The organism is Ruegeria sp. AWH4_226 (assembly GCF_056159225.1).
The window spans coordinates 64490-78283 of sequence record NZ_JBSWUU010000003.1 but is presented as its reverse complement, the minus strand read 5'-3'; the positions used below and the strand labels follow the sequence as shown (position 1 = coordinate 78283).

The following is a 13794-nucleotide window of genomic DNA, read 5'->3' as shown; positions in this document are numbered from 1 at the left end:
AAATAGGCACTAGAAGCGATCTTTTCTAGCCCTGATTTCCGCAAAAACCTCAGCCGGGTCTGCGTTTTTCATGCCCAAATGTGCCTGAATCGCCGGATCTGCGGCGCGTAAAAAGGGATTTGTGGCTTTTTCCAGCGCCAGCGAGGACGGAACCGTCGGCTGCCCGGCAGTACGGGCATGGTTGATTTCGGCCATGCGCTGTTGCAACGCAGCGTTGTCCGGATCAACTGTAATCGCAAACTTGGCATTCGATTGTGTATATTCGTGACCAGAATACACGATTGTTTCGTCGGGCAAGGCCGCCAGTTTGGACAGAGACGCCCACATTTGCGGTGCGGTCCCTTCGAACAGGCGTCCACAGCCGAGGGCCATCAGGCTGTCGGCGGTAAAGACAGCCGCGCTTTTCGGCAGGTAATATGCCACGTGGCCAACCGTGTGGCCCGACACGTCCAGCACCTGCACGGGTTCGCCGCCAAGGTCGAAACTGTCGCCCTCGGCCACTTGCTGATCCAACGGGGGCAGGCGGTGGGCATCAGCCGCAGCGCCGATAACCTTGGCCTGATGTTTTTCCAGGATACCGGCCAGCCCGTCTACGTGGTCCCAGTGATGATGGGTCAGCAAAACGTGGCTCAGCTTCCAACCTCGTCCATCCAACTCGGCCAGAATCGGGCCCGCCTCGGGCGCGTCGATAAGAGCGGTTTGACCGCTTGCGGCGTCATGCGCCAGAAAAGCATAGTTATCGCTGAGACATGGGACGGTTACGATCTCAAGAGGCATGGTCTTTTGCCCTTTCGTTGCTAGACTGCGGGCAGCTAAGCCGATTGACCGGGTGTCTGCAATGCATCTTGATGTGCAGGATTTAAGGAATTTTTACTATCGCAGCACGCTGGGTCGCGCGGCGCAGGCGGCTATTCGCGGGCGGTTGACTGAGCTGTGGCCCGAGGCCAAAGGGCAGACGGTGGTCGGCTTCGGGTTCGCCGTACCCTTGCTGCGACCTTATCTCACGGATGCGCGGCGGGTGATTGGGCTTATGCCCGGACCCCAAGGTGTCATGCCTTGGCCCGCTGGATTGCCAAATGTATCAGTTTTGGCCGAAGAAACTCTCTGGCCTCTTGAAACCGGCCATGTAGATAAGCTGGTGGTGATGCATGGGCTGGAAACGTCGGGCCGGCCAAGCGACTTGCTGAATGAATGCTGGCGCGTTCTTGGGCCGGGCGGGCGGGCGCTGTTTATTGTGCCGAATCGGGCCGGGCTTTGGTCGCGCACAGACCGGACACCGTTTGGCTTTGGGCGTCCGTATTCAGCGTCGCAATTGGAAAGCCAACTAAAAGCCCATTACTTTCTTCCCGAAAGCCATTGCTCTGCGCTTTACATGCCGCCGTCGTTTCGGCGCTTCTGGCTTAAATCGGGAAGCCTGATCGAGAAAACCGGACAACGAGTGCCCACGGTTATGGCAGGCGGTGTCCTGATGATTGAAGCCAGCAAGCATATTCAACCACCCAGTGGCAGCGTCACGAAAGATGCAGCACGGCGGCCTCTGAAGGCGTTGGACGGTTTGTTGAAACCTGCATGATCGATCCTCGCAATCACTGCGGAAAAATGCGGGAAATAAGTCACAGGAATCGCTAAAACCTGAATATTCGTAACATTTTTCAACTGCGTCAACGGGTCCAAACCGTCGCACTTTGCGTAAGTGTATGAAAATAAATAATTTGTGGATAATTCTGTTACCGCTATAGCGTATTGCTTGGTTGGATAGGCTCTGCTACATCCCCGGTGATTTTGATCCCCGCCCTAAATGGACGGGGTGTCTTCACGCCCCCGGGGTAGCTGCCGCAACGCGAATTCGGGGCCTAAAGTATCGGAAGGGTGGACGTGTCCGAACCAGCTTCGATTTCCACTGGCATTGCCGAGCGCTATGCCACCGCAATCTTTGAGATTGCAAAAGAGAATAATGACCTTGCAGGTCTGGAAACCGGCATCAATGATCTGGCAGCGGCCTTGAGCGAAAGCGCCGACTTGCGCGACCTGATCGCCTCGCCTCTGGTTTCGCGCGCTGAACAGGAAGGCGCGATCACTGCCATTGCCGACAAAATGGGTCTTCACGCAATCCTGCGCAACACGCTGGGCCTGATGGCTCAAAAGCGCCGCCTGTTTGTTGTGCCGCAACTGGTGCAGGTTCTGCGTGACATGCTGGCCGAAGAGCGTGGCGAAGTGACCGCCGATGTCGCTTCGGCCAAAGCGCTGACCAAAACTCAGATGGAAAAACTGTCCAAAACGCTGTCCGAGCGTGTGGGCAAGACCGTGACAATCAATGCGACCGTTGATGAAAGCCTCATCGGCGGTCTTGTCGTTAAAGTGGGCTCGAAGATGATCGATAGCTCGATCCGCTCGAAGCTCAACTCCCTACAGAATGCAATGAAAGAGGTCGGATAAATGGGAATCCAAGCTGCAGAGATTTCTGCAATCCTGAAGGACCAGATCAAGAATTTTGGTCAGGAAGCCGAAGTAGCCGAAATCGGCCGCGTGCTGAGCGTCGGTGACGGGATTGCCCGTGTATACGGTCTGGACAATGTACAAGCCGGTGAGATGGTCGAATTCCCCGGCGGCATCATGGGCATGGCGCTGAACCTGGAAAGCGACAACGTTGGTGTCGTTATCTTTGGCTCCGACCGTGACATCAAAGAAGGCGACACTGTTAAGCGCACCAACTCGATCGTGGACGTTCCGATCGGTGATGAGCTGCTTGGCCGTGTTGTTGACGGTCTGGGCAACCCACTGGATGGCAAAGGCCCGATCAACGCCTCCAAGCGTGGCGTTGCAGACGTTAAAGCCCCAGGTATCATCCCGCGTAAATCGGTGCATGAGCCGATGGCAACCGGACTGAAATCGGTTGACGCGATGATCCCGATCGGCCGTGGCCAGCGGGAACTGATCATTGGTGACCGTCAGACCGGTAAGACCGCCGTTGCTCTGGACACCATCCTGAACCAGAAGGTTTACAACGACGCAGCAGGCGACGACGAGTCCAAGAAACTGTACTGCGTTTACGTTGCGGTTGGTCAAAAGCGTTCGACCGTTGCGCAGCTGGTGAAGAAACTGGAAGAGTCCGGTGCGATTGAATACTCGATCGTTGTTGCCGCGACCGCGTCCGACCCGGCGCCGATGCAGTTCTTGGCACCTTATGCCGCGACCGCGATGGCCGAATACTTCCGCGATAACGGCCGCCACGCGCTGATCATCTATGATGACCTGTCGAAACAGGCTGTGTCCTATCGTCAGATGTCGCTGCTGCTGCGCCGTCCGCCCGGACGTGAAGCGTATCCGGGTGACGTTTTCTACCTTCACTCCCGTCTGCTGGAGCGTTCGGCGAAGCTGAACGAAGACTTCGGTGCGGGCTCGTTGACCGCTCTGCCGGTTATCGAAACTCAGGGTGGTGACGTTTCGGCGTTTATTCCGACCAACGTGATTTCGATCACCGACGGCCAGATCTTCCTCGAAACCGAACTGTTCTATCAAGGCATCCGTCCTGCTGTGAACACCGGTCTGTCGGTTTCGCGTGTGGGCTCGTCCGCCCAGACCGATGCGATGAAATCGGTTGCCGGTCCGGTCAAACTGGAACTGGCGCAGTACCGCGAAATGGCTGCGTTTGCGCAGTTCGGCTCGGACCTCGACGCCGCAACCCAGCAGCTGCTGAACCGTGGTGCGCGTCTGACTGAGCTGATGAAGCAGCCGCAGTACTCGCCGCTGACCAACGCGGAAATCGTCTGTGTCATCTTCGCGGGAACCAATGGGTACCTCGACAAGATCAGCGTCTCGGATGTCGGTCGTTACGAAGCTGGTCTGCTGTCGCACCTGCGCGGAAAGCACGCCGACCTGCTTAAGTGGATCACGGACGAAGATCCCAAGATCAAGGGTGACGCTTCTGACAAGATCAAGGCTGCGCTGGACGAATACGCCGCAACCTTCGCTTAAGGGAGAGGCGGGCACATGCCAAATCTTAAGGACCTTAAAAACAGGATCGAGTCGGTCAAATCGACCCGCAAGATCACCAAGGCCATGCAGATGGTCGCGGCAGCAAAACTGCGCCGCGCTCAGGAAGCTGCCGAACAGTCACGTCCCTATGCCGAGCGGTTCAATGCCGTGATGGCGGGACTGGCCGCGTCGGTCGGGGGCAGCGACAGCGCCCCCAAGCTGCTCCGCGGAACGGGCAGTGAGGATGTCCACCTGCTGGTCGTCATGACGGCAGAACGCGGCCTGTGTGGCGGTTTCAACGCGAACATAGCCAAGCTGGCCCGCGCCAAGGCGGAAGAGCTGCGCGGCAAGGGCAAAACGGTCAAGATTCTGACCGTTGGCAAGAAAGGCCGCGACGCGCTCAAGCGTGATTTTGGCGATCTGTTTGTTGGACATATCGACCTGAGCGAGGTCAAGCGCATCGGCTATGCAAATGCGCAGGACGTCGCAAAGGATATCCTGACCCGCTTTGACGATGGAGAGTTCGACGTTGCCACGATCTTCTACTCGAAGTTCCAGAACGTTGTGACGCAAATCCCGACGGCACAGCAGATCATCCCCGCCTCGTTTGAGGACACCGAGGATGACGATAGCGGTGCGGTCTTCGATTACGAGCCCAGCGAAGAGGCCATTCTGGCCGACCTGCTGCCAAAGGGGGTTGCGACCGCGATCTTCTCGGCTCTGCTTGAAAACGGGGCCTCGGAACAGGGTGCACGGATGTCCGCGATGGACAACGCGACACGTAACGCGGGTGAGATGATCGACAAGCTGACGATCCAGTTCAACCGCTCGCGTCAGGCCGTGATCACCAACGAGCTGATTGAAATTATTTCCGGCGCCGAAGCGCTGTAGAGACTAACCGGAGACGAAACATGGCGAATGCAAAAGGCAAAGTCACACAGATCATCGGGGCCGTCGTCGACGTGCACTTTGAAGATCAACTGCCTGAAATTCTGAACGCGCTGGAAACCACCAACAACGGCAAGCGCCTGGTGCTGGAAGTTGCTCAGCACCTGGGTGAAAATACTGTCCGCACCATCGCGATGGACGCGACCGAGGGTCTTGTCCGTGGCGAAGAGGTGACCGACACCGGCGCGCCGATCTCGGTTCCGGTTGGCAACGCCACCCTGGGCCGTATTCTGAACGTGGTTGGTGAGCCGATCGACGAAAAAGGCCCGGTTGAAGCATCTGAGGCCCGCGCGATCCACCAGCCCGCACCGACCTTTGACGAACAGTCGACCGAGTCGGAAGTTCTGGTCACCGGCATCAAAGTTGTCGACCTGCTGGCCCCTTACGCCAAGGGCGGTAAGATCGGCCTGTTCGGCGGTGCCGGCGTGGGAAAAACCGTTCTGATCATGGAGCTGATCAACAACATCGCAAAAGTGCACTCGGGCTTTTCCGTGTTCGCGGGTGTTGGCGAACGGACCCGTGAAGGGAACGACCTGTACCACGAGATGATCGAATCGAACGTGATCAAGCCGGACAACCTGTCTGAATCGCAGGTGGCGCTGGTTTACGGTCAGATGAACGAACCTCCGGGAGCGCGTGCGCGTGTTGCTCTGACTGGCCTGACCCTGGCGGAACAGTTCCGCGACCAGTCGGGTACTGACGTTCTGTTCTTCGTCGACAACATCTTCCGCTTCACACAGGCGGGTTCTGAGGTTTCGGCTCTGCTGGGTCGTATTCCGTCAGCCGTGGGCTACCAGCCGACGCTGGCCACAGACATGGGTGCCTTGCAGGAGCGTATCACTTCGACCAAGGCTGGTTCGATCACCTCGGTGCAGGCGATCTACGTGCCTGCGGACGACCTGACCGACCCTGCGCCGGCAACCTCGTTTGCGCACTTGGACGCGACCACCGTTCTTAACCGTGCGATCTCGGAAAAGGGTATCTACCCGGCCGTGGACCCGCTCGACTCGACTTCGCGTCTGCTTGACCCGGCGATTGTCGGCGAAGAGCACTACAAGGTTGCGACCGACGTTCAGCAGATCCTCCAGCGCTACAAGTCGCTGCAGGACATCATCGCCATCCTCGGCATGGACGAACTGTCGGAAGAGGACAAGCTGACCGTGGCCCGTGCCCGTAAGATCGAACGCTTCCTGTCGCAGCCGTTCGACGTGGCCGAAGTCTTCACCGGCAGCCCTGGCGTTCAGGTTCCGCTGGATGTCACCATCTCGTCGTTCAAGGCCGTTGTCGCCGGCGAATACGATCACCTGCCCGAGGCGGCCTTCCTGATGGTTGGCGGCATCGATGAAGTGATCGCCAAGGCCGAAAAGATGGCTGCGGCGGCCGCCTAAGGAGTATCCCTGATGGCAAACACGATGCAATTCGACCTTGTCAGCCCTGAGCGGAGCCTTGCTTCGCTCAGCGCGACAGCGGTCCAGATTCCCGGCGCGGACGGGGACATGACGGCGATGCCTGACCATGCCCCAACCATTACCACGTTGCGCCCGGGCGTCCTGAAAGTCGACGCGCCCGAAGGGTCCAGCGAATACCTGGTGACCGGCGGCTTTGCTCAGATCAACGGCGACGGGTTGTCGGTATTGGCTGAAAAGGCCATTCCGGTGGATGAAGTAACCCGCGCCCATCTGGATGAGTTGATTGCCGAGGCGCGCGCCTCGCATGAAAAGGCAAAAAACGGCGACGATCAGACCATCGTCGACGAGGCTGCCAAGCTGCTGGCCGATATGGAAGCCCTTGGAACCCATATGAGCCTTTAAGGCCAAAGCGTAATTGTCTTTGTGAAGCGGCCCCGATGTTTCGGGGCCGTTTTTTTGTCGTGATTTTGCCCAATGGATTAGATAGCTTACGGGAATTCAATCAAACTGATAGTGAAATGAAGAAGTTTAACTCCCATCCCATCGGTGTCGATCAGGGCGAAAAAATTTTGTTCTCAGAGTTTGCTGAGGGTGGGGGCATGTGGACCGGTGAAGGACCACGCGAACGTTCTGCGGAAATTCGGTTTAGTGAGGCCTTCCGCTCGGTCCCGGTTGTGCAAATAGGCGTGGCGCTTTGGGATGTAGACACCTCATCCGCGCTACGCGCCGAGGTCAAGGCCGAAGACATTACCGAGGACGGCTTCAAAGCGATTTTTCGAACCTGGTCAGACACCAAAATTGCCCGTATCCGCGTGGTGTGGACGGCAATCGGGGAACTCGCACATGAGGACGATTGGGATATTTCCTGACGGCTTCTTCCTACTGATGTCCGCGTTCCTAAGGCCTTGTTGATGATTTCGGCAATCAGCCGGCCAGAGAAAACTGTAAACTAGCGTTATCGGTTGATAAAGAAACTGTCTTCAAGAAGCCCTTAAAGCACCGACAGTGCTGCGTCAAAACAGATTTGGACCTAGGCGCAGGTAGGTGCTTGAGTTTGGGATTTTGGTCAAGCATGCCAGAGGACGCCGAGCCTTGCGGTAAGGGGACTGGCGTTCTTGTTTGCCAACTTGAACAAATACGATCCCAAACAAACCACCGATTGGAAAAATTCTTAGGTAAGTTCCCCGCGCTTGTATCCATACGCATCGAAATCCGATGAAAACATTTCATCAACCAATTGAATGTGTTTTTTACGAAAATACTGGCTGATTTGGGAGGAGGCTCCGGTTGACTTAAACCCTATTTCGCTTTGGCTTGGAAAGCTAAAATTCGCCCCCATCATTTCCAAAGCGACTTTCGCATCATTTTCGAGGTTTTCAAAGCGGCCCAGAAAATCAAAATTTACGCTTGGGTATTTCAGAATCTCAGATTGGGGCGTCCAATGCTCATCCTGAGAGAAAACAGAAAACGATCTTGTTTCCTTAATCCATGTAAGAAAAGTGATAAAATCAACGTAGTCATCTTTTGGAAGAGTGATCCGGCCGAAAACTTTATATTTCCAAGACCGTTTCAAGGAAGCGTCACGAAACTTTCGGATCTCTGTGTGTACTCGTACGAAGTGGCTGTTGTGCTCAGCTGTGTTTGCCTTCTTGTTTATTCTATCAATTTTGTCGAGATAAGCTGACAAAACACGAGTATACGGATTGCGGACAAAAGCAATTTTTCGCACGTTCTTGTCCTTCAGGATTTCGTTGTCCGTTTCAGACTTATGATCTAAAAACCTAAAGCCGGATAATTTCCTGTCATGTGCAATTCTCTTGTCCTGATAATCAGAGTGCCCCTGTAGCCGTCTGATCAGGATTTTCCAATTCGTACATGCGACCTTTGGGACATACCCAAAAACCAGATTTTGCTCTTCCAGAAAGATGAAGTTATCAAAAACTTTCTTGTGCGGCGCTGGATGGTCTGGTGTTACTGTCATAGAGATACTCTCGCTTCTTTGGTCTTTGCATACCGTTTTGCTAAAACTCTTGCGCCACGCTTACTTGAGTAAAAAGTCAGTTCCATTCTTCATAATTCGAAGATGTGGTGCTGCAACCTATGGGTTATCAATCCATATGGTACATCGACTCGTAGATCGGCCGCAGTGTCTTGTCCTCAAACAGGGATGATACGCTGGTGCCGTTCCAGATATTCAGGATCGCCTGCGTAAAGATAGGCGCGGTTGGGACAATGCGGATGTTCTTGGCCTTGGCGACCTCTTTGGTTGGCTGGATTGTATCCGTCAAAACCAGAGATTTCATTACCGAATTCGTCACACGCTCCACCGCTGGGCCGCTCATCACGCCGTGGGTGATGTAGGAATGAACTTCCTTGGCGCCGTTATCCATCAGAACCTGCGCCGCTTTGCACAATGTCCCGGCTGTGTCGCACATATCGTCCACGATCAGGCAAATCTTGTCTTTGACGTCTCCAATTACGGTCATTTCAGCCACTTCGCCCGCTTTCTCACGGCGTTTGTCCACGATCGACAGCGGGGCGTTTATGCGCTTGGCCAACTCGCGTGCGCGGGCCACGCCGCCCACGTCGGGCGAGACCACCATAATCTCATCCAGGCTGTCCTTGAATTGGTGCATGACGTCCAGCGCAAAGATCGGCGAGGCATAAAGGTTATCCACCGGGATGTCGAAAAAGCCCTGAATCTGCGCAGCGTGCAGATCCATTGTCAGTACCCTCTCGATCCCGGCGCCGGTCAGCATATTGGCGACAAGCTTGGCGCTGATGGGGGTGCGGGCCTTGGTGCGTCGATCCTGACGGGCATATCCGAAATAGGGGATCACTGCGGTGATCCGCTGGGCCGACGAACGGCGCAGCGCGTCAGCGATAATCAGCAGTTCCATCAGGTTATCGTTGGCCGGGTTTGAGGTCGGCTGGACGATAAACATATCCTCACCACGGACGTTTTCGAACACTTCGACGAATATTTCACCATCGTTAAAACGTTCAACGCGTGCATCGACCAGGCCCTGGTCGACCCCGCGATACAGGCTCATGCGGCGAGCAATTGAATCGGCAAGCGGAAGATTAGCGTTCCCAGCGATCAGCTTGGGTTCGTTGAGTGTCGGCATCGGCTGATATCCCCGGGCAGCAATGGCAAATGTGACAGATTCGTGATTTTAACACCGCTTAGCACGGCCTTACGGTCCAGCAAAGATAACGCAGCGGAGAAAGTGCACATGGCTCAAATTGACTACTTTTTTGCGACACTCTCGCCCTTCACCTACTTGGCCGGCGCGCGGTTGGAAGAGATCGCGGCCAAACACGGCGCCACCATCAACTACAAGCCGCTGGATATCATGGCGCTGTTCGGTCGTACCGGAGGGACGCCGCCGAAAGATCGGCATCGGTCGCGAGTCGAATACCGTGCGCAGGACTTGCTGCGGCAGTCAAAGAACCTTGGAATGGATTTTAATCTTAAGCCGGCACATTGGCCGACGAATATGGCACCTTCGTCTTACGCGGTGATCGCAGCGGTAAAAGACGGGTCTGGAGACGTTGGCAAACTGGTTCAGGCTTTCCTGCGCGCCTGCTGGGCCGAAGAAAAAGACATCGCGCAGGATGATGTGATCCGCGATTGCTTGTCACAGGCGGGCTTCGATCCAAGTCTTGCAGACAGCGGCCTGCTGGTCGGTGCCGAGACTTATGCCGCCAATCTGGAAGAAGCCGTTGATCGCGGCGTGTTCGGCGCGCCATTTTATATCACCGAAGACGATCAGCGTTTCTGGGGTCAGGACAGTCTGAGCGATCTGGACCGGCACCTTGCCGAGATGAAAGGCTGAGGGGCGCGACCGTCAAAGCAGGGCAAGGAATCGGTCGATATCGTCGTCACCGATCGACCAGTCACAAACAAGGCGGCAGGTGAGGATTTCTTCGTCATCTGCGCCGTTCAGGTCGACCCCCCACAGGTGATAGACCGCCCCGGCCTCATGTAGTTGCTTGTGTCGGGCGCGGGAAAACTGGGCGAAGATCATATTGGCCTGCGGTTCGTGCAGGAAGGTTGCGCCTTTGGCGCGCAGCCCTTCAGCCAGACGCGCACAGTTGGCATTGGCCTGACGCGCCAAGGTCAGCCAAAGGTCGTCCCGCAGATAGGCCGCCATCTGCGCCGAAAGATACCGATGTTTCGAGAACAGATGCGCCCCGCGTTTGCGCCGCAGTTCGAATTCCCAAGCTTTGGCTTCGTCGAAAAAAACAACCGCCTCGACCCCCATCAATCCGTTTTTGGTACCGCCAAAGCTGACCGCGTCCACACCTGATTTCCATGTCATCTCGGCCGGGGAACAATTCAGCGCCACCAGCGCGTTGGTAAAACGGGCACCGTCGAGGTGCACCGGAAGGTTGTATTCCTTGGCCACACCGCACAGCGCCTGTAACTCCGCCAGCGAATAGACCGAGCCGCGCTCGGTGACTTGCGTGATCGACACCGGCCCACGCTGTGGGCCATGTACGCCACGTGTTTCTTCGGCCAGAATTGATCGACGCAGGGCCCCGGGGTCCATCTTGTCGCCGCCTGGCACAAGCGTCAGCTTGGCTCCGGTGTAAAACTCCGGCGCGTTGCACTCATCTTCGTGGATATGCGCCACCGGCGAGCAGAAGATTGTATCCCAAGGGTTTGCCAAAGTCGCCAGCGCCAGCGAATTCGCCGCCGTCCCGGTGGCCACCAGATAAACCGCCGCGCCCGGAGCTTCAAAGATGCCGCGAATGCGATCGCGCACCTCGTTCATCAGAGTGTCCGCCCCATACGCCATTTGATAGCCCTGGTTGGCTTCGTTCAATGCGGCCAAGACCTTGGGATGGACCGGGCCAGAGTTGTCAGATGCGAAATACATCAGCTGGGCTCCTCAATGATATAATCTTCCCACTCTTCAAGCGGTGTTTCGAACTCGGATACCGTGCGATCCTTGACCGAGACTCCGGCGGCGTGCACGCTGTCTGGCGTACCGGAGATCAAAGGGTGCCAGTCGTATAGGGGTTTGCCCTCCCACAGCAGACGGTAAGCGCAGGTTTGCGGCAGCCAATAGGCATGGTCGTCGATGTTGTTAGGCTTCATCACGATGCATTCCGGCACAAACTGGTGGCGGATGTCATATTGCGTGCAGCGGCACGTCTCATCATCCAGCAGACGACAGGCAACGCAGGTCAGAGCGACCTCGCCAGTATCTTCGTCCTCCAGCTTGTTCAGGCAGCACTTGCCACAGCCATCGCACAGCGCCTCCCATTCGCGCTGGTTCATCTTGGTCAGTGGTTTGCGTTCCCAGAACCGGTGACCCAGACCATTGCGATCAATAGGGTCTGTCGTCATAGCGTCGCCAGATGGGTGCGGGCTTGATCGCAATCGGTATCCATCTGTGCGATCAGACCGTTCAAGCCGTCAAATTTCATCTCAGGTCGCAGATACTCGACCAACGCTACCGACAGGGTTGAGCCGTAAAGGTCGCCAGAGAAATCGAACAAGAAAGTTTCGATATTGGGCACTTCGCCGTTGAACATTGGCCGCACCCCGACCGAGGCCGCCCCGTGGTAGCTGCCCTGATGAGGGCCGTCCAACACATCGACCAGCACCGCGTAGACACCGAATTTCGGTGGGTGCAGCCCATCGATGGACATGTTTGCGGTGGGAAAACCCAGCTCGCGTCCACGCTGCTCTCCGCCGATCACTTCACCTTCGATCCGGTGCCAGTGGCCCAGCATTGTGGCCGCATCGCGGGGGCGGCCTTCGGTCAGTGCGGTGCGGATTGCGGTGGACGAAACGACGTTTTCGGATCGCTGCATCAAGGGTGCAATGGTGACGCCAAAGCCCATTTGCTGGCCAAATCGCAGGATGTCGTCAGCCGTCCCGCTGCGACCTTTGCCGAAGCAGAAATCCGCGCCCACCACAACATGTGACAGACCCAGCCCGTCGCAGATCACGATGCGGGCAAAGTCTTCGGGGGTCAGCCCTGCCAAAGCCGCATTGAAGGGCAGTTCATAGAGTTTCTGAACACCCAGCTTTTCCAACCGGTGCGCGCGTGTGTTGCCACGCATCAGGCGAAACGGAGGGGCATCTGGCGCGAAGTATTCCCTGGGATGCGGTTCGAACGTCAACACGCCAAGAGGAGCATCCGGGTCCGCATTGCGCGCCAGGTCAATCACCGACTGATGACCAAGATGGACGCCGTCAAAATTCCCGATCGCCACGCTGGCGCCACGGTCCTGAGGTTCGATAAATTGATAGTCCCGGATGATATGCATGAGGTGTGGGTACTGTTCCTCTCATGCATATTCAAGCACCTCATTTTTGTGCCGGGGCAAAAATGCGTTTTGAGTTTCTTTAGGGCCCGAAGTGGTCGGAAGACGCGCTGGGCTCAGCGCAAGCGGCTACGGATATACTTCGTGGCCGACCTGAAATGGCTTGGGCCCGCGGCTTCGGCCCAGCGTCCGGTTGTCCAGTTGTTTTTCGCGCCCTTCATCGGGCCAACATACAGTTCCGTATCTGTGTGGTTTTCCAGAAATGAGATCAGCTTTCTGTAGCCAAGGTCCAGCGCCTGCATTGCGTCTTGCCAAGACAGGTCCGCCTGCAGATTGCGCAGATTCGCGTTATAGCGGGGCAGTTCGTTCCACTTGTAGCCTTTTGCCGGGAAGTGAACCTCTTTTCCGGCTTGTCCGTCGGTATACCAGCCCAGAAACAAATCTATCCAATGCGCCCTGTGACCAATGATATCCTTCACTGACGTGTCGTCTTCATCCTTCGCAAGAGCCTGAGCTTCGCTTACATCGGCGATCAAAGTTCGAAGTTTGGAATACTCTTTTTCTGTGATCGCCAGCAGTTCTGATTTGCTTGTTGCGGGCAAGGGTAACCTCCGATGCAGACCTGTCGGGATCGGAGATTAACGCATGAAGGTTCAAACTACATGACGCAGGTCAAGTGATATGACAGCGGAATACTTGTGTTCGATCAGTCGAACTTGCGCGAAGGGGCCAGCACCATTGCCTCTCCAATCAGCACCTTTTTGCCGTCCACAGCGCAGTGACAATCCAGCTTCACCCGACGTTTGGAAAAGTCGATATCGGTCACCTTGACCTCGGCATAGACCATATCGCCGGGCCGAACTGGTGCGAGGAATTTCAAAGACTGGCCCAAATAGACCGTACCGTGTCCGGGAAGCTGTTCGCCAATCACAGCCGAGATCAAACCCGCAGTGAGCATCCCATGTGCGATGCGCCCCTCGAAGATCGTGTCGCGGGCGTAGTCGTCATCCAGATGCACCGGATTCCGGTCTGTCGACACCTGCGCGAACATCTCGATATCTTCGTCTGTCACCACTTTGCGCAGGTGGCGGCTCATTCCCATTTCGATGTCTTCAATACAGATTGTGCCGCGTGGAAGATTGTCCAACATGTCACCCTCGCTTTCGTTCTTCGGGCA

The 13794-nt window shown here is 56.2% G+C and carries 16 protein-coding genes; 8 read left to right on the top strand and 8 right to left on the bottom strand.

From position 1 onward, the window contains the following. Positions 1-9: 9 nt before the first annotated feature. Complete coding sequence (gene gloB / locus ACXAET_RS18810) at positions 10-777, bottom strand: hydroxyacylglutathione hydrolase (protein ID WP_475188743.1); 768 nt, start codon at positions 775-777, stop codon at positions 10-12. Positions 778-838: 61 nt separating this feature from the next. On the opposite strand from gloB, the gene ACXAET_RS18805 reads away from it, so the two are divergent. The 7 genes from ACXAET_RS18805 (at position 839) to ACXAET_RS18775 (ending at position 7201) form a co-directional block, all read left to right on the top strand. Further along, positions 839-1573, top strand: coding sequence for a methyltransferase domain-containing protein (locus ACXAET_RS18805; RefSeq protein ID WP_475188740.1), 735 nt, complete (start codon positions 839-841; stop codon positions 1571-1573). A gap of 302 nt (positions 1574-1875) precedes the next feature. Next, a complete protein-coding gene (locus ACXAET_RS18800) occupies positions 1876-2436 on the top strand; it encodes a F0F1 ATP synthase subunit delta (protein WP_068336269.1) in 561 nt (186 codons plus the stop codon). Next, positions 2437-3975 (top strand): F0F1 ATP synthase subunit alpha, encoded by a 1539-nt coding sequence (gene atpA, locus ACXAET_RS18795; protein ID WP_068336267.1) that lies wholly within the window; start codon positions 2437-2439, stop codon positions 3973-3975. Between the two features lie 15 nt (positions 3976-3990). Beyond that, positions 3991-4866 (top strand): F0F1 ATP synthase subunit gamma, encoded by an 876-nt coding sequence (locus ACXAET_RS18790; RefSeq protein WP_475188734.1) that lies wholly within the window; start codon positions 3991-3993, stop codon positions 4864-4866. 20 nt (positions 4867-4886) lie between these two features. Continuing rightward, positions 4887-6311, top strand: coding sequence for a F0F1 ATP synthase subunit beta (atpD, locus tag ACXAET_RS18785; RefSeq protein WP_475188732.1), 1425 nt, complete (start codon positions 4887-4889; stop codon positions 6309-6311). A gap of 12 nt (positions 6312-6323) precedes the next feature. Next, the gene (locus ACXAET_RS18780) at positions 6324-6734 is read left to right on the top strand and encodes a F0F1 ATP synthase subunit epsilon (RefSeq protein WP_068336258.1); all 411 of its coding nucleotides are present in this window, start codon (positions 6324-6326) and stop codon (positions 6732-6734) included. Between the two features lie 116 nt (positions 6735-6850). Then, positions 6851-7201, top strand: a complete 351-nt coding sequence (locus ACXAET_RS18775; RefSeq protein WP_475188727.1) for an H-type lectin domain-containing protein — start codon at positions 6851-6853, stop codon at positions 7199-7201. 302 nt (positions 7202-7503) lie between these two features. On the opposite strand, the gene ACXAET_RS18770 is transcribed toward ACXAET_RS18775, so the two are convergent. Together ACXAET_RS18770 and ACXAET_RS18765 are read right to left on the bottom strand one after the other, a co-directional pair. Next, positions 7504-8313: a sulfotransferase family protein gene (locus ACXAET_RS18770; protein WP_475188724.1), complete on the bottom strand. Its 810-nt coding sequence runs from the start codon at positions 8311-8313 to the stop codon at positions 7504-7506. Between the two features lie 127 nt (positions 8314-8440). Then, positions 8441-9460 (bottom strand): ribose-phosphate pyrophosphokinase, encoded by a 1020-nt coding sequence (locus tag ACXAET_RS18765; protein ID WP_068336255.1) that lies wholly within the window; start codon positions 9458-9460, stop codon positions 8441-8443. A 108-nt stretch (positions 9461-9568) separates the two neighbouring features. On the opposite strand from ACXAET_RS18765, the gene ACXAET_RS18760 reads away from it, so the two are divergent. Further along, positions 9569-10171 (top strand): DsbA family protein, encoded by a 603-nt coding sequence (locus ACXAET_RS18760; RefSeq protein ID WP_475188722.1) that lies wholly within the window; start codon positions 9569-9571, stop codon positions 10169-10171. A 12-nt stretch (positions 10172-10183) separates the two neighbouring features. On the opposite strand, the gene ACXAET_RS18755 is transcribed toward ACXAET_RS18760, so the two are convergent. The 5 genes from ACXAET_RS18755 to ACXAET_RS18735 form a co-directional block, all read right to left on the bottom strand. Then, positions 10184-11218, bottom strand: coding sequence for a threonine aldolase family protein (locus ACXAET_RS18755; RefSeq protein WP_475188721.1), 1035 nt, complete (start codon positions 11216-11218; stop codon positions 10184-10186). Next, positions 11218-11691 (bottom strand): YcgN family cysteine cluster protein, encoded by a 474-nt coding sequence (locus tag ACXAET_RS18750; protein ID WP_475188719.1) that lies wholly within the window; start codon positions 11689-11691, stop codon positions 11218-11220. The genes ACXAET_RS18755 and ACXAET_RS18750 overlap by 1 nt, the downstream gene beginning before the upstream one ends. Beyond that, positions 11688-12620 carry a bifunctional riboflavin kinase/FAD synthetase gene (locus tag ACXAET_RS18745; RefSeq protein ID WP_475188714.1) on the bottom strand — a complete coding sequence of 311 codons (933 nt, stop codon included), beginning with the start codon at positions 12618-12620 and terminating at the stop codon, positions 11688-11690. Before ACXAET_RS18745 ends, ACXAET_RS18750 begins: the two co-directional genes overlap by 4 nt. 113 nt (positions 12621-12733) lie before the next feature. Then, positions 12734-13219 (bottom strand): ClbS/DfsB family four-helix bundle protein, encoded by a 486-nt coding sequence (locus tag ACXAET_RS18740; protein WP_475188710.1) that lies wholly within the window; start codon positions 13217-13219, stop codon positions 12734-12736. 104 nt (positions 13220-13323) lie between these two features. Beyond that, positions 13324-13767 carry a MaoC family dehydratase gene (locus tag ACXAET_RS18735; protein ID WP_068336412.1) on the bottom strand — a complete coding sequence of 148 codons (444 nt, stop codon included), beginning with the start codon at positions 13765-13767 and terminating at the stop codon, positions 13324-13326. Positions 13768-13794: the final 27 nt, after the last annotated feature.